The following is a 19,826-nucleotide window of genomic DNA, read 5'->3' on the forward strand; positions in this document are numbered from 1 at the left end:
GAGTTCGGAGCCGACGGCCGGTTCTCAGCGATCGCCCTACCGGATGAGTTGTTCACCATGGACTGGCAAGACTGGCGAGATGGTGGGGTGACAAGTACCTCCGGCACTTGGACGCTCAGCGCCGACAGGGGCTACGTGCGGCTAACGCCCGATCACCCGACGGTCGGCATGGCGGATGACGCCGGTCTGGGAGTTGTCGAAACTGGCCACGCCACTCGTCTGTGCGTGCTCTCAGGCGACCCGGGCGTGCTCTGTGACTCACTTCTGCAGCGGGTCGAGTCCAGCTGAAGGCGCGGTCGGCTGAGCGGAACCCCCACATGCCGCTCCGGATGGAGCGGTCGGCGTAGCGGTTTTGGGGTGCTACCCAATGGCGGTGAAGCTTTACGAGTGGTGAGAGGGGAGAGGGGTTTAGTCGAGGATGGTCAGACTTCCCAATCTAGGAGGCTCACTTGTATGCGTCCCCAATCACTTTTTCCCAGCGATCTACTATACCCTGCGCGTCTTCCAGGACGGAAGACTCGAGACGTCCGGCCCTAATTGCTTCGAGTAGGAGTAGCGAGGCTTCGCTTGCACGTTTCATTCCACTAACGAAAACCAGCGCTGCTCCAGTAATGATTGATGTCCCTACCGAGGGATCAACTTGCATGTAACAGGCGATTCCGGTGGCTAGCAGCGGGAGTGCTGATCCCGTTCGAAATTCCGCCTCCGCGTTTAGGCGATCGTAAGCGCCATAGAGCTCTTGGTCTCGCCCCAGTAGACGTGCGGGCATGAGATGCATGTCTTCTTGAAGTTCATGCAAGAAATAGAGAATAGCCCGAGTGCGCGGAGAACTCGAAGATGACAAAAACGCTTTTGCGGTGTAGAAGACGCGCGTGGGGAGGGTGCCGATAAGACCTAAGTCAATCGCATCTTTTGGTTTAAGAATATCTTTTCTACTTATGGCCTGCCGGAGAGCTGTGCGGGTTTTCATCTGAAAGAGCGGCGATTGGAAAACGTTGCGTATCCGCTTCGAGATGGATATGGATAGGATGCCGATCATGTATGCTGCAAAGCTAATTGCTATGCCGACGGCTGTCGGCCCAGCGGCGGACGCCAATTTATAGCTATCTGCGAGCAAACCCGAAGATTGACTGGGCTCTGGGAGATGGCGGGCCCAAACTAGCCATCCGAAGGCTATCCAGATATAGCCCGCCGCAAGTGGCGCCCTAATCTCACGAATACCTGGCAGGAGATTGGCTAGCATGCCAGCTTATCGCAGTTATCTGTGCCATTCGTTACGGCCCGAGTGTCTCGGACACCGCCGAGGAGGTCAGAGGCGATGACGCCATTGGCCTGGGCCGGGGGAAGACGGAACACGCAGGAGCGCGTGACATGAGCCGCGGGCACGTGCCCTGGGGGTTGGGGAAGGCGTAGGCCGGGCCAGTAAGGAAGGCCGACTGAGCGTAGGCAGCGTGCCCGTCGCGTGCCCGTCAGAGCGGTGACTCACGGCTAGTCACGGAGGCCGTGAGCGAGGCGATTAGGCGCGCGACCAGCATCGCAGCAGGCTACGGGATCATGTACGTGCTCCCATGTACTTCGGCCTGGTTGATCGCGTGTGTGAGGATCAGATTGTGGAGTGCGACGTGTGTGGACGTGCGATGCGGCAGTGGCCGATTCAACCGAACCAATTCCAAGAGCAAATCTGGTCCTGCACCTGGTGCTATGCGGCTACGCACGTGGGTGGCGAGTGGTTCGAAGTCTCGCGACCGCCATATATGCCCGTGGACATGCGATGGGAGAGGGCCGTCTCGGATTACCTGCCGCCCGACATTGCCCATGCCTTTGGCTTCTTCGATCGCACACTGTGCGGCATCGAGTCGGCAGGCATGTCTCCGTCTGATTACCTGTGGTTCCCGGAACGACCCAACGCCTGTCACGCCTGCCGAGAGGCAGCAGACCTTATCGATCAGCGCTGGCCGCAAAGTATGCGAGACATTGACGCAAGAGTCAGCGTGAGAAGGCGGCCTGCTGTCGGGTGAGCCCGACGCTTGCGTGCCACGAGCGTGCCAGACAGGGCGGTCATGGAGGGGGACTCGCGGGGACTTACGGGATAGCTCTCAGACCTCCGGAGCTGCACAGCAGCAGGTCACGCGAGGATGGACCGAAGTCTTCCAAACTGGTGCTCCCGTGAGGGATGCCAGCGACGACAGTGAGTGATTCCTGGCAGCGACCAGTCGGTTCACTCGATCCACTCCGGTTCGACGTCGTCGGGTATCCAGGGGAACGGGAGCCACGGGTGCCGTGCGGGACGGTGAGTGCGCGGGTCGAAGGCGAGTACAGCGTCGATGAAGACCTTGGGCGGCAAGTAGCCGTGATCAGCCACGTAGTGTCCGATGAGAGTCGGGGCGGCGAAGGCGTTTCCGGGGGTGCCGGGGACGCGGATCTCGCCCGTGCCCGAGCTAGCGCAGCGGTTACCGGGCCGCGGCGTGTACCACGGGTGCTTGTCGTCGAAGGGGTTCGCGCAGAAGTCGCAATCATGCAAGCCCAGCATCTGATTGACTGCCTGCGCCTCGATGACGGCGAGCAGCTTGTCGACGAAGCCCGCGGGGGCCGGTCCCGATGTCCAGGGTTCGGAGCCGCTCAACCAGCCGATGTTGAGGCGCTCGTATGGCGGCTGAAAGCAGACAAAGCGCAGGCTGTTGGGCTCGGAAAACGTGTCGCCGTCGTCGGTGTAGCCGTAGCGGCTGAGATCCTCGTAGAACACGGGTGCATCACACCACCGTAAGAGCCGCTGTGGCCAGGGAGGTCTCCACTGGCACCGGGGGCGTGCGGCAGCCCCAAGCCCCGGAGGAACGAGCTCAACGATCCGGAGGGCACAGCGAGGGCACATGAGACTGTGAGCAGCCGCGAAATAGTGAGAACCACCAAGACGACCAACGCCAGGTCATCCCGGTGGCTCGAGAGTTGTTCCAGGGGCTAATCAGAACTACGACATGTGATCGGTTACCGCGCAGGATGATCGCGGGGCGGTGAACGTCGGCACGCATATCCCGACAGCGGTGCTGAAGTCTTCTTTCCGCCATGATTGCGCCAGTCCACGAAAGGCATGCAATGCTGCATCGCTTAGGCCGACGCATCAAGGATTTCATGGTGGAGTTCATCGCGGAGCTCGTCTTCTGGGGGGTCTTGGCGATCATCGGAGCGGGTGTTGTCCTCGCGGTATCTGCACTAGTGCACCGCCCATGGCTAACCAGAGCGCTTGTGACGGGCGAGAACTCCAGTATCGACATTCTGGCGATCATCGGTCTGGTTGCCGTGGCTGGAGCAGTGGTCGCTATCACATGGCTAGTACGGAGGATCAGAAAGAAGGCTCCACCGTCAGACGCCCGGCATGCGGGTCAAGGTAAGGAAGTTACGACTGCCCGGCATCGCAAGGAACCCCGCTGACACCCTGTTCCGTCTCTGTTCCGCCGGAGCGCGAGCGATACCCAAAACTGTTGGCAACTGCTGGAACATGAAATCCCAGCTCAGGGCTGGTTTCGGAGATCTGCCGCAGTCAGAGACACGCTGCGAGCAGAACCCGGCCTACAGGCCGACTCGTCCGCTATCACTCCTCTGACCTGCCGCTATGCGGCTACATGGTGCTGCTGTTCCGCCAGCGTGGCGGCGATCATGGCTTCGACCGCGCCCCGACCGAGATCTTCGTCATCGGGGAACAGGTGCCCGTAAGTGTCCATCGTCGCGGCGATCGTGGCGTGCCCAAGGCGCGTCTGAATCACCTTCGGGTTCAGATTCGCCCGGATGAGGCTAGACGCGTAGAAGTGCCTCAGGTCGTGGAATCGGGTGCCTCTTGGCAGACCGGCTCCGGCAATTGCCGCGCGCCAGCATCTGCCAAATGGTGATCGCTGCACTGGTCGACCAGACCGGTTGGTGATCAGCACTTCGTCGGCACCTGTGCCGTACCGCTGCCGTCGCCTGGGTGGGCAGGGGTCAAACAGGGACGCTGAGAGGTCCTAGGAGGCCGCCCGACGCTATACAGACCGCTTGGACACCAGAATGCTCCACCTGGCGCCCTGCGGAGCGCTGACCTTAATGCGGTATGACCGTTCAGTCTCCGGAATGGGCTTGTGGAGGTAACCATCCGGCCCGTTCGAACGCAGCAGCCCGATTGGACACGCGAAGCTGACACCGGACGTCTGGCCCACGCGCTCACTGACCTCGATGGTTAAGTTGTCGGGGGATCCGACGCAGGCGACGACAACTTGGAAGGCTCCCCCGACTTTGAATTCCCCGCTCCAGGATTGCGCCGTTTCGCTGGCGTGCTGCAGAAGGATCGCGCCCTCGACATTCTTGGTGAGATCAGTAAGCGACGGTGTCTCGTCGGGAACGCCTGCTGTGGCGGGGATGTCTGGCGCGTTCATCGGCGCTGTGGAAGCCGGCGGCCTCGGGTTGTCGTTGAGATGTGACGAACATCCGGTAACGAACGCAGCGAACAGCGCGATTGTGCGCATGCCACCCCCCACGACGAGAAGCAACCAAGGCCCGAGGACGATTTACGACGAAGAATGGCATATTTCGGCGGACCGACAGCCTAACGTCGCGTGCGGCACTTGCGGATCGCTACTCCTGCGGCGACGCACTCAGAGCCCGCCAGCCTGAGGGCACTTAACTGGCGTCCGGGCGTGCAGGCCTGTTCCGTTTCTGTTCCGGCGCAGAGCGAGAGATTCCCGAAACTGTTGGCAACTGCTGGAACATGAAATCCCAGCTCAAGACCGTTTTCAGAGGCTGGCCGCAGGTCAGAGTAACGCTGGGACCAGAACCCGGCCTACAGGCCGACTCGTCCGCTCTTCCCCCGGCCTGAGCTGGGGCGGTTTCCCGCCTCATTCATGCTCGGGGTATATCGAACGCGAAACGGGACGCGTTGTTTAATGCCGTGTGCGCCCGCTCGGAGGCTTCCGGGACCAGGTGTCCGTAGAGATCAACCGTGGTGGTGATCGACTCGTGGCCGAGATCATTCAGGACGCATGGCCAAACGTTGTGCCTGCCGGTTCGCGTCTCCGCGGACATCATCATGAGTCGCCGGGCGGCTTGAGTCTCCGTCCGCGCCTGGGATCGCCACGAGAGCTCGGGGCCCGACCCGGATCGGGGGCACTTTCAGGGCGCATGGCGCCGGAAAGCATCTTGGTGCCCGCGGCTGCCCGGCTGATCGATCGTGCTGGCGGCCTGGACCCGCGCCGTCGTCCTTTCAGCCGAGTTGAGGACGTTGGCATGGGGTGCGCTATTTCGATTGACACCGGGGAGGGGTGGTCTGGAGGGTGGAGCGGTGTTCGACGATCTGCCGGCGGGTGTGCGCGCGGCCTTCGGGGTTTCGTCCGGGCCGACGCGGCGGATACCCGGAGGAGGTGGCGACTGCTGGCAGGCGGGTGGTCTGATCCTCAAGCCCGTCCAGCAGCCGGCGGTGGCGTCGTGGCTGGCGGAGGTGTTCGCCGACCTGCACGGTCCGGGTTTCCGGGTACCGCGGCCGGTGCGCGCGGCTGACTGCTCATGGGTCGTCGGCGGGTGGGCGGCATGGACCGCGGTCGAGGGAGCACAGGCTCCGGTGGCGCGGTGGCCGGAACTCGTCGCGGCCAGCCGGGCTTTCCACGCGGCCCTGGCCGGTGTCCCAGCGCCCGACTGGCTGGGACGCGGCCGAACCCGCTGGGAGGTCGCCGAGCGGGTGGCGTGGGATCAGGCCGAGGTCGAGCTGGCACCGGAGCTGTCGGATCTGGTGGACGGGTTGCGGGCCGCCATCCGGCCGGTGCGGTTGCCCAACCAGCTCGTGCACGGTGATATCGCGGGCAATGTGTTGTTCGCGGCTGGGCAGCCGCCGTCGGTCATTGACTTCTCACCGAGCTGGCGGCCCGCGGGGTACGCGTTGGCGGTCGCTGCTGTGGACCTGCTGGCCTGGTCCGGCGCACCGCCCAGCATCCTCGACGAACTCGCCTGCGAGGACGACATCGATCAACTGCTGCTGCGCGCCTTGATATGGCGCCTGGTCACCGAGTCGCTCGGGCGGCCCGACCCGGACAGCAGGCAGGCGGTCCGTCACGCCAACCTATCGGTGGTCGAACTGCTGCTGTCGCGCGTGTCCGGTCGGCCCGCGACCACCGTGCCGTCGACCGACGCTGAGATCTCCGAGTTGGCCGGCCACGTACTCGGCTGCAAGATCATCGGGTTGCGGCCGGTCACGGGCGGACACAGCAGGTCCGTGGCGCGGATCGCCGACCGTGCTGAGGGCGGTTCGGTGTTCGTCAAGGCCGCCGAGATCGCCGATGGCGCCGAATTCGGCACGGAGTTGGCGGTGTACGAGGCGCTGGGTGACCGGCCGTTCCTGCCGCGGCTGCTGGCGAGCACACGCGAACCGCTGCCGATGGTCGTACTGGAAATGCTGGAGCCGGAGTACTGGCTCTGCGAGTGGACCCCCAGCCTCGTCGCAGCCACCCGCAAGCTCCTCCACGACGTGCACATGCTGCCCGTGCCGCCCGGCGTGCCCGTGTTGCGGGCGAGGCCCAACCCCTGGGAGGCCATCGCCGCCGACCCGGCACGCCTGCTGCGTATGCACGTATGCTCCCAGCGATGGCTGGCCGGCCACCTGGACACGCTGCACGACGCGGCCGCCGAGGCACCCACTGAAGGGGACAGCCTGATCCACCGCGATGTACGCGCCGCGAACCTGTGGTGCCACGACAGCCGCCTGGTGCTGGCCGACTGGGCGTCGGCGGCGATCGGCGATCCCTGGCTCGACCACCACCTGTGGCTCGTTGCCCTGCACGCCGAAGGCGGCCCCGCGCCGGACACCGACCAGGGACCGCACGCCACCGGCCATGCCGCCCTGATCGCCGGACAACAACCCCTGCTCACCCCGGCGCGCGACACAGTCCCGTCCCTGTTCGACCAACGCCGGCGCCGCCTCACCGTCGCCCTGTCTTGGGCCAGCCGCCTCCTGGACATTCCGCCCCCGCAGCCAACCACCTGACACGCTTGCACACGCTTCGCTAGCGCGCCGCTTCAAGCGACTGATCAACTATGGTGACCGGCCATGAGATTCCTCATCGTCGGTGGCAGTGGTTTTCTCGGCGGCGAACTCGCTCGGCAGTGTCTGGCGGCCAAGCATGAGGTGGCTGCCACCTACCTGACACGATCAGGAGGAGCGGCGGATGTTGAGTGGTTGCCGCTCGACGTGCGCCGACGGGAGGACGTCGACGCGCTGATCGGCGCGGTTCGGCCAGAGGTGGTCATCAACGCTGCGTACCGGCAGGCGGATTGGGCGACCACGGCGATCGGAACCGTGAACGTGGCTCTCGCTGCCTCTGCGGCAGGTGGACGCCTGGTCCATGTGTCCAGCGACGCGGTCTTCTCTGGTGCCGCGATTCGCTACGACGAGACGTGCCTCCCTGACCCGATCAGTCCGTACGGGGCGGCCAAGGCCGCTGCAGAGACAGCAGTGAACGCGATCGCGCCGACCGCGGTCATAGCCCGGACATCCCTGATCATCGGTGACGGTGGTTCTCCGCACGAGGCGCTGGTGCATTCACTGGCCACCGGGAGGCGGAGAGCGATGCTGTTCACCGACGATGTGCGATGCCCCGTGTATGTCGTCGATCTCGCTGCGGCGCTTATCGAGCTTGCCGTATCCGAGTATCGCGGCATCCACCATGTCGCTGGAAGCGATGCGGTAAGCCGGTACGAGTTGGGGCTGCTCATCGCCCGACGTGATGGCCTCGACGCGGACCAATTGCCTTCAGGCCGGAGAGCAGACACCAACCTGCCCGGCCCGTTAGATGTGCGCTTGGAGTGCGGCATGACTCAGCGGCGGCTTCGGACCAGGCTGCGTGGCGCGCGGCAGTTTCTGGGGTGAGGTTCACGGCCTTTTCCTAAATGAAATTGACCCGTACGCAGATTGCCTTCGCCGTTCTGATTGGGCTGATCCGCCCCGCGCGAGTCATGGGGACTGAGTGCACATGGAGAGGGCATTGGGGGTGGGCCCACCTCCGAAGGGCGCGCCCCATGCGGCATTGAGCGCGCGCGGTATGGGAGGCGTGCATGACGTCGCGTCATAGTCGCCCTGGTACACCCAGGGCCCGTTGCCTTGCTGCTTCCAGAAATACAGCCGATCGATAGACGCAAGAACGTAGTAGACGTCGGTGTCCGGGGTTTTTCCGTAGATCTCGCCGAAATAAATTACTCCGCCCGTGGCCACCTCCACGGCCCTCTTCGCAGGACCTGAGGGATCGACGACCGCGCGTGCTGCGGCACTGAGTTGGTCACGGGTCTCTTGATCGACCGTCAACGGGAGCGCGGTGCCCGGAGGGAAACGCACTTCCTCCACCTGCTCGAAGGTGGCCGGCTGAGAATCCGACGGCGATGGCGCCGCCGCGGTGCTGAGATCAGCCTGGTCGCGGCTGGGCATCAGCAATTGCAGCGTCAACAAGAGGAGAACGGCGAGGGCGATGACGCAGCCCATGGTCGCCAGGAGGACTGCCGGGGAACGGCGCATAGAAGATACGTATCACGATCTTCGTTTCCGGTGCCTCCAGCCGAAAGGGGTTCAGGCCGCGGACGGCTGACGTCATCCGTGTGCGACAACCTGTGCCGCTAGCTACGGAACACCGTGTCGGAAAGCAGGGCCGGTGGGCATTCGTCCGTGTTTGGATATGGATGAGGAACTTGGTCCCGTCAAAGGGCCGAGAAAAGTCGGCTGGAGACGGTGGTCATGGATTCGCCTGTCGAAGACCGGAGAGACCGGGCGATGGCTCGAGCCCGTACCGAACTCGCGGCGTCGTACGGACACATGGTAGACAGCGTGTTCTCGTATGGCGCCGTCACCATCGACCCTGTTCACCTTGTCGTCTGGGTGCTGCTGAAAGGAGATCCGGAAAGCATTCCAGAGTGGTTCTTTCCTGCTCATGAACCGCACGCGGACGAGGCAGGAAGCATCATGGCCGCGATTCACGAGATGCGGAACGTCGTCGTGGGATGCTTCGCCGAGGAAGCGTGGCCGAACGCCAAAAATCTCGACGTCGGATTCGATTCCGCGACGAGGGTCGCCGAGGGCGGCGGTTGGTACTACTTCAAGTGAGCGCGTCACCGGCCGACGTGCATCGCTCCCACCCCAGTCCGCCCTGGGCCGTACGACAGGCGCCGGTCGGGATTCCGGTTGCCCCACTTCCGGCGCCGATGAAAGGCTTTTCGCCATGCCTTATTTCTCCGCACATGACGGGACCGTCCTCGCATATCACGTGTTCGGTGACGGGGCCCCGGTGGTCTGCCTTCCCGGTGGCCCGATGCAGGACGCCGGATACCTCGGCGAGCTCGGCGGCCTGTCGGCGCAGCGGCAGTTGATCATGTTGGATCCGCGGGGCACCGGCCGGTCCGCGATACCGGATGACGCGGCCTCCTACCGCTGTGACCGGCTTGTCGACGACGTCGAGGCTCTACGCGAGCACCTTGGCCTCGACCGGCTCGACGTGCTCGCGCACTGCGCCGGTGCGAACATCGCGACCCTGTACGCGGCCCGTCATCCCGAACGCGTCGGCAAGCTCGCGCTGATCACTCCGAGCACCAGGGCCGTCGGCATCGAGGCCACGGGGGAGGTGCGGCTGGAGACCGCGCGGCTCCGCAAGGACGAGCCCTGGTTCGGACCTGCCTTCGCGGCTCTCGAATCGATCGTGGCCGGCAACGCCACCGGCGACAGCTGGAAGGCCATCGACCCGTTCTTCTACGGTCGATGGGATGAGGCGGCGCAAGCCCACCATGCGGCACAGGACGGTCGTCGAAACGACGAGGCCGCAGCCGCCTTCGGCGCCGAGGGCGCATTCGACCCCGACGCGACGCGTGCGGCACTCGCCGAATTCGATGCCCCGGTGCTGGTACTCGCCGGAGGGGTCGACCTGAACTCGCCTCCGGGCGCCGTGGCCGGATTCGCCGAGCTGTTCCCGAACGCCGAGTTCGTCGTTCAACGAGAAGCCGGCCACTTTCCGTGGGTTCACGATGCGGACCGGTTCGTCGCGACGACCGCGGCGTACCTCAAGTGAAGGTCCCAGCATCTCGGCAGTGAAGAAGCCGCCGTCAAGAGGAGACAGACCTGTACGGCCGGTAGCCGTACAGGTCGGCAGTCGTCACCGAGCGGCGTCCAGGCGGGCGCGGTGTTCGTCGTCGAGCTTGAGGTCCAAAGCACCCAGAGCTTCGTCCAGTTGAGCGATTGAGCTCACCCCGACGATGGGGATCGTCGGGATGTCACCGCCGATCAGCCACGCGAGCACCACCTGGTTGACGGTCGCGCCCAGCTCGCCCGCGATCTCCCGCAGTACGGCCACGCCGCGCACGGTGCCGGGGTGGTCGTAGGAGTCCGGGATCGGCCGGTCCTCGCGGGTGTAGGCGCCGAACATGAGCGTGTTGTAAGCCCAAAGGGTCAGGCCGGGTTCGGTGCGCAGGTAGTCGAGCATGTCGTCCTGCGCCAGGACATGGCCGGACTCGGGCAGCCGCACGCCGGGCCGGGGCCGCAGATAGGTGTGGCGGAGTTGCACGTGGGTGTACAACGGCAGGCCGCCCGCCCGTGAGGTGGCGCGGGCGCGCTCAAGGCGCCAGGCCGGGATGTTGCTCGCGCCGATCTCACGGACCTTGCCCGCCTGCGCCAGTTCGCCGAAGGCGCCGAGGGTCTCCTCCAGCGGTACGGACCGGTCCTCGATGTGGGCCCAGTACACGTCGATGTGGTCGGTGCCGAACCGCCTCAGGCTGCCCTCGGCCGCCGTGGCGATCGCCGCGGCGGACAGGCCCTCAGCGGAGCCCATGGTCCGGTCGCCGGCGACGGTCGGCCGGGCACCGCATTTGGTGCTCAACACGATCTGGTCGCGGTTGCCGCGGGCGGCCAGCCAGCGGCCGATGGCCAGTTCGCTTTCATCGCCGGTGGCGCCCTCACTCCAGAACGGGTAGTTGTTCGCGGTGTCCAGCAGGGCGCCGCCGGCTTCGGTGAATCGGTCGAGGATCGCGAACACGTCCCTGTCGTCGACGACGGTGCCGAACGGGATGGTGCCCAGGGCGAGAGGGATATGCGTCATGGAGCTGATCCTGATATCTGGAGTGCACTCCAGGTCAAGGTAATGCCCGGAACATCCCCCGATGCTCGATTATCCGTCCATATGCTGTCCACCATGTTGAGGCTGGAGCGGCTCCGGGCTGACCACGCATCCGCCCTGCTGGTCTTCGAGCGAGACAACCGCGAGTACTTCGCGCGGTCCGTGCCGGATCGTGGCGACGCGTACTTCGCCGAGTTCGCCCACCGTCACCGTGCCCTGCTCGCGGAACAAGACGACGGCCTGGTTCACCTGCACGTCGTCATCGACGACCAGGAAGACCTGGTCGGCCGGGTCAATCTCGTGGACGTCAAGGACGGTACCGCCGAACTCGGCTACCGGTTCGCCGAACGCACCGCGGGCCGGGGCCTGGCGACGGCCGCGGTCGGGGAGATGTGCCTCCTCGCCGCCGCCGAATATGGGCTCCGCGAACTCACCGCGATCGCCACTCTGGACAACGCGGCCTCCATGACCGTGCTCAGGCGCAACGGGTTCAGCGCGGTCGACGACATCTTCATCGGGGCCCGCCGCGGCAGGCGCTACCGGCGTCGGCTTGTCGCCCCACGTTGATCAGCGGTACGGCACGCAACCCCGTACGGTATGCGTCCGACCTTGACTAGACGGATGCGGCGGCGACGCCGTCCACGCGAATGAGCAGTGCGGTGATGTTGTCGTGACCGCCTGCGTCCAGGGCGTGCTCGACCAGTGCCCGCGAATCCCTGAGAACCTCCTCCGAGACTCCGTCCGGACGCCGGGGGAGTGCGGCCCGTAGCTCGTCGGCATGGGGCAGATACCGCCACAACCCGTCGGTGCACAGCAGCAGGCGGCCCGGCCCGCGTGGACGGTAGCTGCGGACCCGCGGGCTGGGTTCGTCCGCGTCCGCTCCGAGCCAGGCGGCGAGCGCACCGTGCTTATTGGTGTCGTCCTCGGTCAGCGCCATGCCGGGTCCGTCGTCCGGCAGCCAGTAAGCCCGGCTGTCGCCGATCCAACAGGCCCAGATGCCGTCCGGGCCCGCGACGCCCGCGACGTACGTGCAGGCAGGGGCCGAGCGCACCGACCCGGCCAGGGCGGCGACCGCCCGGCCGGCATGGGCGGCAGCGTCGCTGAGCGCGGTCTCCGGGATGACGTTCGAACGAAGAGCCGCGGCCGTCGTCGCCGCCCCGACTTCGGCGGCGACCCAGGCCGCTCGTTCCGCCCGGGGCGACATGGACACGCCGTCGCAGACGACGCCGAGCGTCCATTCGCCGCTCACGGCCAGCGCCATCGCGTCGGCGTTGACGCCTCGCCGCAGGCCGCGATCGCTGACTCCGGCGGCGCCGCCGCCTGCGGTGATCTCCAGATGTGAACGGAAGGCCGGCTGTGCCTCACCGCAATGCCAGCAGTGGCCGTCCGGGGCGACGGTTCCGTCGCAGCAGACGCAGCCAGTCATGTCGGTCATCGGCCTTGAATCATTGCAGACACCACGGATCGACGCATGAGCCGACTTCTGCACGCGCCGAGCAATTATTCACTCGTGTTAGCAGTTTTCCGCCGATACCTTCGGCGTATGACGTCCCCAGGAACCCAGGGCTATCGCTATGTGGGTCCTGCGGACCTGGCCGCCTTGATACGGCCGGGTGGTGAGGGCCGGATCATCCGCTCGGCGGCCGACCTGGACCGGTGGATGTCGGAGCAGTCGCCGGAGGAGGCGGCCGAGCCGTACACCTTCGTCATCGGCGCCGACGGCGTGCTGCGACTGGCGCCGCGCCGTAGCGAGCACGTCGCGTGCGACGGCGATCTCCCAGGGTCGTGGAACGTGGATCGCGGCTCTCATGGGGATCCAGAGCGTTCTGAGGCCCCATCGGCGCCGGTTCAACCAGGCAAATCACGCACCCCACGGGAATGAGGAGGAAAGTGCAGCGGTTGGCGCTTCATGGGGTTGGTGCGCCCGCGCCGGCCCCGACGCGATTCGTGCACGATCCACAAGGAGAAGTCCCCCAACGTGGCAACAACGATCTCTAAGGGCGTCGGTCTCAGGTCGGAACGTGGTCCGGTGCTCGCCGCGATCATGCTATCCACCGGCCTGGTCGCCCTCGACAGCACGATCATCGCGACGGCGGTGCCGTCCATCGTTCGCGACCTGGGCGGCTTCTCGCAGTTCCCGTGGCTGTTTTCGATCTATCTCCTCACGCAGGCGGTGACCGTACCGCTATACGGCAAGTTCGCCGACATCGTGGGCCGCAAGCCGGTGATCCTTCTGGGCATCTTCTTGTTCCTGCTCGGATCGGTGTTGTGCGGCTTCGCCTGGAGCATGCCCGCGCTCATCGCCTTCCGCGCGATCCAGGGCATCGGCGCCGGAGCCGTCCAGCCGATCAGCATGACGATGGTCGGCGACCTCTACACGGTGGAGGAGCGAGCCCGGGTGCAGGGGTACGTCGCGAGCGTCTGGGGCATCGCATCGGTGATCGGCCCCACCCTCGGCGGCGTCTTCTCCGAATATGTGTCCTGGCGCTGGATCTTCTTCATCAACCTGCCACTCGGCGCCGTGGCCGTCTGGATGATTGCCCGGCGTTTCAAGGAGCGCGTGACGACCGGCACCCACCGGATCGACTACGCGGGCGCCGCCCTGCTGACCGGCGGGTCATCCCTGATCATTCTGGGCCTGCTCGAAGGCGGTGTGGCATGGGACTGGAACTCGGCTCCCAGCCTGATCATCTTCGTGGTCGGCGTGCTCATGCTGGCGGGCTTCGTCCTGGTCGAACGGCGGGCGGCCGAGCCGGTTCTGCCGCTGTGGGTCTTCCGCCACCGCACGCTCCTGGGCGGCAACCTCGTCGCCGTCGCCGTCGGCGCTCTCATGATCGGGCTCAGCTCCTACGTCCCCACGTACGCCGAAGGAGTTCTCGGCACGGGAGCCCTGATGGCGGGCTTCACCCTGGCCGCGCTCACCATCGGCTGGCCCATCGCCGCGACCCTGTCGGGCCGGGTCTACATGCGCATCGGCTTTCGTGACACGGCTCTGATCGGCGCCGTGCTGGTGGTCGCCGGCGCGGTGTTGTGCGCCCTGCTCGCCGAGAACGCCGCCTTGTGGCAGGTCGCCGTCGCGTGTTTCGTCGTCGGCGCCGGGCTCGGCCTCTCGTCGAGCCCCACGGTGGTGGCCGTCCAGTCGGTCGTCGGCTGGGAACGCCGGGGCGTGGTCACGGCGACCAACATGTTCTGCCGTTCCATCGGCAGTGCGGTCGGCGCGGCCGTGCTCGGGGCCATCTCCAACGCGACGCTGGCGAACCGCTTCTCCCACCCGACGCCCGCGGTGGCCGGGCGTCTGCCCGACAGCGTCGACGCGACGAGCCTGGTGCTCGGGGGGCACGCCTCGGACGTCTCACCCGTCGCCGCCTTCGTCCGCGGGGCGCTCTACGACGCGGCGCACCACATCTTCATCGCGCTCGTCATCGTGGCCGTGCTCGGCGTGGCGGCGTTGCTGCTCATGCCCAGGCGGGCCGACGCGGCCGCCGTGCCCGCCGACTGAGCGGAGCCCGGCTCCACGTCAGTGCTCGGGGTGCAGCGCGCCGCCGATGAACATGGCGGCGAGCATCGTGAACAGGAACGCCTGCAGGAACTGGATGAAGATCTCCAGCCCGGTGAGCGCGACGGCCATCGCCACGCTCAGGACACCCACCACCGAGCCGGGCACGGTCGGGTGCACGATCAGGAACCAGAACCCGGCGGCACTGAAGAACGCCAGCAGGAGATGCCCGGCGAACATGTTCGCGAACAGCCGTACGGCATGCGTGAAAGGCGCCGTGACGAACGTGTAGAGCAGTTCGAGTGGCGCGAACAACGCGATGGCCAGGGGCTTCGGCAGGCCGGGTGGGAACATCATGTTCTTGAAATAGCCGCCGAGCCCCTGGTGCCGGATGCCCAGATAGATCTTCAGCACATACACGACAAGCGCGAAGATCACCGGAAACGCGATGTGCGAGTTGATCGGGAACTGGACGAGGGGTACGACGCCCAGGAGGTTCCACAGCAGGATCAGCACGAACATGCTCAGCAGCAGCGGCATCCACCGCTCCGCGTCCCTGCCGAGGAACGGCCGCGCGATCTGGTCGCGGACGAACTCGTAGGCGTACTCCCCGGCGTTCTGAAGGCCCCGGGGCACCAGTTTGGGGCGGGCGAAGGCGGCCCAGGCGAGCCCGCACACCAGCATCACCCCCACGACGGCGAAGAGCACCGGCTTGGTCAGCCAGTACGGCGCGCCGTCCCAGAGCGGGGGGAAGTCGAACAGGCCGACACCGGGGGCCTGGAACTCGTCTGCGACCGGCACGTTGACGTTCACCACGGGCGTCCCTCCGCGAATTGAAACCACGTACGACGTACCCAGTTTCTAATGCGGCTTACGCTGTACGCAATATGGCAGTGGTTCGCCTCGGGTCGCCGGCGTGTGGTAGCAGTTCAGACCAGGCCGGACGAACGATGGGACGAGAATGACGGGTCGCGAGAACCTCTGGATGCGGCCGGACCGGCCGGCCCGGGGGCCGCGTCCCGCCTTCAGCCGTGCCCGCCTGACCGAGGTGGCCATCCGGATCGCCGATGCGGAAGGCCTCGACGCGATCTCCATGCGCAGGCTCGCGACCGAGATCGGGGCGGGGACGATGTCCCTCTACCGGTACGTCTCCAGCAAGGACGACGTCATCGAGCTCATGATCGACGCCGTGGTCGCCGACTACCTGCCGCCGGACGCCGTCATGACCGGCGACTGGAGGGCCGACCTTCGCGGCTTCGCCGTAGGGGTCAGGCAGACGATGCTCCGCCATCCGTGGGTCGCGCCGCTGGTCGGCACCCGGCAGCAGCCGAGCCCCAACCGGGTGCGGATGCTCGACGCGGCGCTGCGCATGGTCGACGACCTCGGCATGAGCTTCAACGAGATGCTGACCGTCATCGGCACGGTCTTCGCCTACGTCAACGGGTTCGTGGAGGCCGAACTGGCCGAGGCCGAGGCGCTGCGGCGCACCGGCCTCGACCTGATGGAATGGATGACCCTGCAGGTTCCCTATCTGCAGTCGGTCGTCGCGAGCGGGAGCTATCCCATGGTGGCCCGCATGCTGACCGAAGGCGGCCAGGACTACGTCGACGTGGGGGACCGGTTCGACTTCGGGCTCGACCGGCTTCTCGACGGCATCGCGGCCCGCCTCCCGCACGCGAGCGGCTGACCCGGCGGGCATCCGGCCCTCGCCGTCACCCGCCGAGCCGTCCGTCCCGGTGAACCGCGGGACAGGCCGCGCGCCGTCACAACCCCCTCTGGATCAGGTACGGGCGTCCCAGGCGGCCAGAATGGCGGCCTCCTTCCCGGGGTCGATGCCATGCCGCAACATCTGGTTGCCGAAGCTGCGCTCCGCTTCCGGAACGCCTTGCAGCCAGGCCCACGTGTCCCTGACGGACTGCGTGATCGGACGGCACGTCAGCCCCTCCGCGAGGGCCTTGGCCGACGAGTGCGTCCAGACGCCCGCCGCGTCGGGCCTGTCGGGCATCCACAGGGGAAGCTCGGTCCACGGAGACACCTCGTGGTCGAGGAGGAACCGGTCGTCGGCCCACACCAGTTCCGCGTCGGAGCCGGTGACCTCGACGCAGTCGGCAAGCCAGCTCCCGAACGTGGCGTTCCCGGGAACGCCGCCGGTGAGATAGCGCCCCGTCGTGCCCTTGACCGCCTGGGTGACCGTGAATGCCGCGATGTCGCGGGCGTCGATGAGCTGAATCGACCGCTGCGGGTCGCCGGGCGCGAGCACCCTGCCGCCCTTGGAGATCCGCGTGAGCCACCACGGCAGGCGGCCCACATTCTCGTGCGGGCCGATGATCAGGCCAGGATCGATGATCAGGCTCGGCCCGTCGAAGAACCGCTCCACCGCCCGCTCGCACCCCGCCTTCCTGATGCCGTAATCGCCGAAATCGGCTCCGGCGTCCGGCTCACACGGGTGCCGGGGGAAGGTCTCGTCGACATGAAACCTGGACGGGAAGTCGGGATAGGCCGAGATGCTGGAGATGAAGGTGTAGTGCCGGGCGTGCCCGGAAAGCCGCCGCACCGTGTCGAGGACGTTGGCGGGCGTGTACCCGCAGACGTCGATGGCGACGTCCCACTCACGCCCGTCCACGAGCCGGTCGAGGTCCGCGGGGACCTGCCTGTCGCCGTGTACGGCCTGCACGCCCGGCGCGGGCGTGCCGCTCATGCCGCGGTTGAACGTCGTGACGTCGTGCCCCTGAGACAGCGCCTCCGCAACGATCGCGCGGCCCAGGAAAACGGAACCGCCGATGACAAGAACTCTCATGACGCCATCCTTGGCGCCGCACCCGGGCCTGTCGCCGGTGTTTCTCGATCAGCGGACGCGCTGCGCTCACAGCGCAGGCTCACGACGGAGGCTCACAGCGGAGGCGGCGCGCACCGGCCCGGCACGGCCGCCGTCCTCAGCTGGGCCGCAGCTCGGGCACCGGGCTGTAATGCTGCGGGTCGAGGACGTGCACGCGGGCCGCGGCGATGTCGAAGTACAACCCGGTGAGCTCCAGCTTCCCGGCCCGCACGAGTTCGGCGACCGCCGGGTGAGTGCCCAGGTTGTCCAGCTGCTGGATCACGTTCGCGCGGCACAGCCGGTCGAGCGGCCCCTCGTCCTCCTCGGTGCCGGGGAACGCCACATACCTGGCCAGGCTCTGCCGGCCGTGCCTCAGCCAGTTCCGCAGCGCCGGCAGTTCGGGCGTCTCGCCCAGCAGGGCGGCCATCGCGCCGCAGCCCGAGTGCCCGCACACGGTGATGGTTCGCACCTCCAGCACCTTCAGCGCGTATTCGATCGCCGCGCTCACCGAGTCGTCGGGAGGTGCGCTCGACGCGCGCGGCACGAGGTTGCCGATGTTGCGCACCGTGAACAGGTCGCCCGGGCCACTGGCGGTGATGATGTTGGGCACGACCCGCGAGTCGGCGCACGTGATGAACAGGTGAGACGGCGTCTGCTTGCGTGCCATCCGGTGGAGCAGCGGCCGGACGAAGGGTGCTGTCCGCCGGTGGAACTCCCGCGTGCCTTCCAGCAGGTCCGGCATGGCCTTGCCGGCCTGCTCCGCGTGCTCCTCGCCGTTCGTGGCGGCCGCAGGAGCCTCCGGGCCATCCGCGGCCTCGTCGTAGGCGCACAGGCCGTTCGCCGCCTGTGCGGGGCCGCCGACGGGGTGGCGGTAGGCCCAGGGCAGCCACCAGCGCTCGTGCTTGGGAGGAGTCCTGGCGGCGCGCAGGCGGGCACCGCTGACAGCGGGGGCGTACCACTCGCCGTGCAGTTCGTCGACGTCGACAGTGCCGCCCGTGCGCTCGTGGTCGAGGCGCCAGGTGTGGAGCGCCTCGAAAGCGGCGTTGTCCATGAAGTCGAGGTTCAGGTCGAGATCGACGCTCGCGCCGGGCGGGATGGCCGCCAGCGAGTCGGTCAGGCGGGGCACGCCGATGAACGTGAGCGAACCGGTGACGACGACCCGCCAGCGCTCGCCCGCCTGCCGTACGGAGACCGACACCCAGGCGAGACGGCGCAGTGCGAGCAGGGCGGCGAGCCCGAGGCCCAGCGCCACGCCCTCGGCCAGCCCGACGACGACCACACCCACCATCGTCACGAAGTAGATGGGCATCTCGCGGTGGTTCCGCAGGTTGCGCGCGTGGGCGAGATTGACCATCTGGACGCCGATGAACAGCAGCAGGGCGGCCAGCGCCTCCAGCGGGATCAGCGCGATCATCCACGCGAAGAACGCCGTGAACACCAGCACCCACACGCCGTGGAGCACCGTCGACCAGCGGCTGCGCGCCCCGGCCCGCACGTTGGCGGTGGTGCGCACGACCACTCCGGACACCGGGAGGCCGCCGAGCGCTCCCGACACCACGTTGGCCACTCCCTGGGCCGCCAGCTCCCTGTCGAGGTCGGCGCGCGGCCCGTTGTGCAGCCGGTTGGAGGCGACGCACGTGAGCAGGGACTCGACTCCGGCAAGGAGGGCGACGAGCAGAACCGCTCCGGCGATCGCGTGCCAGTCGCCCTGCGGCAGCAGGGGCCCTTCCAGAGAGGAGAACCCGGCGGACAGGTCGACCTCGGTCAGGTCCCAGCCCAGCACGGCGGCCGTCGCCGCGGCGATGATGAGCGCCGCCAGAGGCGCGGGTACGGCACGCACCCGGGGCAGCCGCGTCCACACGACCAGGACGGCGATCGTGAGCACGCCCACCAGGACGGCGTGGCTGTGATTGTTGATGATCTGCGACGGCAGTTCGAGGATGTTCTCCAGCGCCGACTGCTGGGGTTTGCCGCCGAGGACGATGTGAAGCTGCGAGAGGGCGATCACCACGCCAACGCCGGCCAGCATGCCGTGCACGACGGCGGGGGAGACGGCCAGCGCCGCCTTCGCCACCCGGAACGCGCCCAGGAGCAGCTGGAGCAGCCCGGCGAGCAGGGTGATCATGCAGGTGGCCCGCCACCCGTAGGTCTGCACGAGCTGGACGACGACGAGTGACAGGCCCGCGGCCGGTCCGCTGACCTGGACGACCGAACCGCCGAGAGCGCCGGCGAGCACGCCGCCCACGACGGCCGCCACCAATCCCGCGGCGATCGGTGCTCCGGACGCCACGGCGATGCCGAGCGACAGCGGCACCGCCACGAGGAACACGACGAGAGAGGCTGGTACGTCGTGTTGGAGCACCGACTTGAAATAGCCCTTTGGAATTGCTCGACTACTCTGCGTCATGTGGCGACCCTATGA

At 66.9% G+C, this 19,826-nt stretch carries 19 protein-coding genes; 9 read left to right on the forward strand and 10 right to left on the reverse strand.

Going from position 1 to position 19,826, the window contains the following annotated elements; translation table 11 throughout:
* Positions 1-288: hypothetical protein (locus tag Pth03_RS14090; RefSeq protein WP_203944695.1), on the forward strand; the 288-nt coding region annotated here is incomplete at its 5' end.
* A 157-nt stretch (positions 289-445) separates the two neighbouring features.
* On the opposite strand, the gene Pth03_RS14095 is transcribed toward Pth03_RS14090, so the two are convergent.
* From Pth03_RS14095 to Pth03_RS14110, 4 genes are all read right to left on the reverse strand, one after another.
* Positions 446-1,039, reverse strand: coding sequence for a hypothetical protein (locus Pth03_RS14095; protein ID WP_203944696.1), 594 nt, complete (start codon positions 1,037-1,039; stop codon positions 446-448).
* A 1,179-nt stretch (positions 1,040-2,218) separates the two neighbouring features.
* Entirely contained in the window at positions 2,219-2,743 is a 525-nt protein-coding gene (locus tag Pth03_RS14100; protein ID WP_203944697.1) for a DUF7919 family protein, read from the reverse strand.
* An 862-nt stretch (positions 2,744-3,605) separates the two neighbouring features.
* Positions 3,606-3,920 carry a tyrosine-type recombinase/integrase gene (locus Pth03_RS14105; RefSeq protein ID WP_203944698.1) on the reverse strand — a complete coding sequence of 105 codons (315 nt, stop codon included), beginning with the start codon at positions 3,918-3,920 and terminating at the stop codon, positions 3,606-3,608.
* Positions 3,921-4,010: 90 nt separating this feature from the next.
* Positions 4,011-4,490: a hypothetical protein gene (locus Pth03_RS14110; protein ID WP_203944699.1), complete on the reverse strand. Its 480-nt coding sequence runs from the start codon at positions 4,488-4,490 to the stop codon at positions 4,011-4,013.
* Between the two features lie 812 nt (positions 4,491-5,302).
* On the opposite strand from Pth03_RS14110, the gene Pth03_RS14115 reads away from it, so the two are divergent.
* Positions 5,303-6,994, forward strand: coding sequence for a hypothetical protein (locus Pth03_RS14115; RefSeq protein ID WP_203944700.1), 1,692 nt, complete (start codon positions 5,303-5,305; stop codon positions 6,992-6,994).
* Between the two features lie 63 nt (positions 6,995-7,057).
* Positions 7,058-7,876 (forward strand): SDR family oxidoreductase, encoded by an 819-nt coding sequence (locus Pth03_RS14120; RefSeq protein ID WP_203944701.1) that lies wholly within the window; start codon positions 7,058-7,060, stop codon positions 7,874-7,876.
* A gap of 84 nt (positions 7,877-7,960) precedes the next feature.
* Here the strand turns inward: Pth03_RS14120 and Pth03_RS14125 are convergent, their stop codons facing one another.
* On the reverse strand, positions 7,961-8,482 hold the full coding sequence (locus Pth03_RS14125; protein WP_203944702.1) for a hypothetical protein: 522 nt from the start codon (positions 8,480-8,482) through the stop codon (positions 7,961-7,963).
* A 249-nt stretch (positions 8,483-8,731) separates the two neighbouring features.
* Between Pth03_RS14125 and Pth03_RS14130 the strand changes: the two genes are divergently transcribed.
* Positions 8,732-9,097, forward strand: a complete 366-nt coding sequence (locus tag Pth03_RS14130; RefSeq protein WP_203944703.1) for a hypothetical protein — start codon at positions 8,732-8,734, stop codon at positions 9,095-9,097.
* Between the two features lie 115 nt (positions 9,098-9,212).
* Positions 9,213-10,052 carry an alpha/beta fold hydrolase gene (locus tag Pth03_RS14135; RefSeq protein WP_203944704.1) on the forward strand — a complete coding sequence of 280 codons (840 nt, stop codon included), beginning with the start codon at positions 9,213-9,215 and terminating at the stop codon, positions 10,050-10,052.
* A gap of 84 nt (positions 10,053-10,136) precedes the next feature.
* On the opposite strand, the gene Pth03_RS14140 is transcribed toward Pth03_RS14135, so the two are convergent.
* Positions 10,137-11,075, reverse strand: a complete 939-nt coding sequence (locus Pth03_RS14140) for an aldo/keto reductase (RefSeq protein WP_203944705.1) — start codon at positions 11,073-11,075, stop codon at positions 10,137-10,139.
* Positions 11,076-11,168: 93 nt separating this feature from the next.
* On the opposite strand from Pth03_RS14140, the gene Pth03_RS14145 reads away from it, so the two are divergent.
* A complete protein-coding gene (locus Pth03_RS14145; RefSeq protein ID WP_203944706.1) occupies positions 11,169-11,660 on the forward strand; it encodes a GNAT family N-acetyltransferase in 492 nt (163 codons plus the stop codon).
* Positions 11,661-11,706: 46 nt separating this feature from the next.
* On the opposite strand, the gene Pth03_RS14150 is transcribed toward Pth03_RS14145, so the two are convergent.
* Positions 11,707-12,528 carry a PP2C family protein-serine/threonine phosphatase gene (locus tag Pth03_RS14150; protein WP_203944707.1) on the reverse strand — a complete coding sequence of 274 codons (822 nt, stop codon included), beginning with the start codon at positions 12,526-12,528 and terminating at the stop codon, positions 11,707-11,709.
* Between the two features lie 108 nt (positions 12,529-12,636).
* Between Pth03_RS14150 and Pth03_RS14155 the strand changes: the two genes are divergently transcribed.
* Positions 12,637-12,975 carry a hypothetical protein gene (locus Pth03_RS14155; protein WP_203944708.1) on the forward strand — a complete coding sequence of 113 codons (339 nt, stop codon included), beginning with the start codon at positions 12,637-12,639 and terminating at the stop codon, positions 12,973-12,975.
* Between the two features lie 96 nt (positions 12,976-13,071).
* Positions 13,072-14,592, forward strand: a complete 1,521-nt coding sequence (locus tag Pth03_RS14160) for an MFS transporter (RefSeq protein ID WP_239119021.1) — start codon at positions 13,072-13,074, stop codon at positions 14,590-14,592.
* Positions 14,593-14,610: 18 nt separating this feature from the next.
* On the opposite strand, the gene atpB is transcribed toward Pth03_RS14160, so the two are convergent.
* Entirely contained in the window at positions 14,611-15,402 is a 792-nt protein-coding gene (gene atpB / locus Pth03_RS14165) for a F0F1 ATP synthase subunit A (RefSeq protein WP_203944710.1), read from the reverse strand.
* A gap of 148 nt (positions 15,403-15,550) precedes the next feature.
* Between atpB and Pth03_RS14170 the strand changes: the two genes are divergently transcribed.
* On the forward strand, positions 15,551-16,276 hold the full coding sequence (locus tag Pth03_RS14170; protein WP_203944711.1) for a TetR/AcrR family transcriptional regulator: 726 nt from the start codon (positions 15,551-15,553) through the stop codon (positions 16,274-16,276).
* A 93-nt stretch (positions 16,277-16,369) separates the two neighbouring features.
* On the opposite strand, the gene Pth03_RS14175 is transcribed toward Pth03_RS14170, so the two are convergent.
* Positions 16,370-17,386 (reverse strand): NAD-dependent epimerase/dehydratase family protein, encoded by a 1,017-nt coding sequence (locus Pth03_RS14175; protein WP_203944712.1) that lies wholly within the window; start codon positions 17,384-17,386, stop codon positions 16,370-16,372.
* Positions 17,387-17,522: 136 nt separating this feature from the next.
* Complete coding sequence (locus Pth03_RS14180) at positions 17,523-19,811, reverse strand: SulP family inorganic anion transporter (protein ID WP_203944713.1); 2,289 nt, start codon at positions 19,809-19,811, stop codon at positions 17,523-17,525.
* Positions 19,812-19,826 lie beyond the last annotated feature (15 nt).

Origin of the sequence: Planotetraspora thailandica, assembly GCF_016863335.1 — a bacterium.
Taxonomy (GTDB): Bacteria; Actinomycetota; Actinomycetes; order Streptosporangiales; family Streptosporangiaceae; genus Planotetraspora; species Planotetraspora thailandica.

What these genes read in the sequence shown, in the direction of transcription:
- Pth03_RS14180 (WP_203944713.1), bottom strand. Translation starts at nt 19,811, where the DNA reads ATGACGCAGAGTAGTCGAGCAATTCCAAAGGGCTATTTCAAGTCGGTG.
- Pth03_RS14125 (WP_203944702.1), bottom strand. Translation starts at nt 8,482, where the DNA reads ATGGGCTGCGTCATCGCCCTCGCCGTTCTCCTCTTGTTGACGCTGCAA.
- Pth03_RS14095 (WP_203944696.1), bottom strand. Translation starts at nt 1,039, where the DNA reads ATGATCGGCATCCTATCCATATCCATCTCGAAGCGGATACGCAACGTT.
- Pth03_RS14145 (WP_203944706.1), top strand. Translation starts at nt 11,169, where the DNA reads ATGTTGAGGCTGGAGCGGCTCCGGGCTGACCACGCATCCGCCCTGCTG.
- Pth03_RS14120 (WP_203944701.1), top strand. Translation starts at nt 7,058, where the DNA reads ATGAGATTCCTCATCGTCGGTGGCAGTGGTTTTCTCGGCGGCGAACTC.
- Pth03_RS14130 (WP_203944703.1), top strand. Translation starts at nt 8,732, where the DNA reads ATGGATTCGCCTGTCGAAGACCGGAGAGACCGGGCGATGGCTCGAGCC.
- Pth03_RS14110 (WP_203944699.1), bottom strand. Translation starts at nt 4,490, where the DNA reads ATGCGCACAATCGCGCTGTTCGCTGCGTTCGTTACCGGATGTTCGTCA.
- Pth03_RS14175 (WP_203944712.1), bottom strand. Translation starts at nt 17,386, where the DNA reads ATGAGAGTTCTTGTCATCGGCGGTTCCGTTTTCCTGGGCCGCGCGATC.
- Pth03_RS14170 (WP_203944711.1), top strand. Translation starts at nt 15,551, where the DNA reads ATGACGGGTCGCGAGAACCTCTGGATGCGGCCGGACCGGCCGGCCCGG.
- Pth03_RS14155 (WP_203944708.1), top strand. Translation starts at nt 12,637, where the DNA reads ATGACGTCCCCAGGAACCCAGGGCTATCGCTATGTGGGTCCTGCGGAC.
- Pth03_RS14150 (WP_203944707.1), bottom strand. Translation starts at nt 12,528, where the DNA reads ATGACCGACATGACTGGCTGCGTCTGCTGCGACGGAACCGTCGCCCCG.
- Pth03_RS14135 (WP_203944704.1), top strand. Translation starts at nt 9,213, where the DNA reads ATGCCTTATTTCTCCGCACATGACGGGACCGTCCTCGCATATCACGTG.
- Pth03_RS14140 (WP_203944705.1), bottom strand. Translation starts at nt 11,075, where the DNA reads ATGACGCATATCCCTCTCGCCCTGGGCACCATCCCGTTCGGCACCGTC.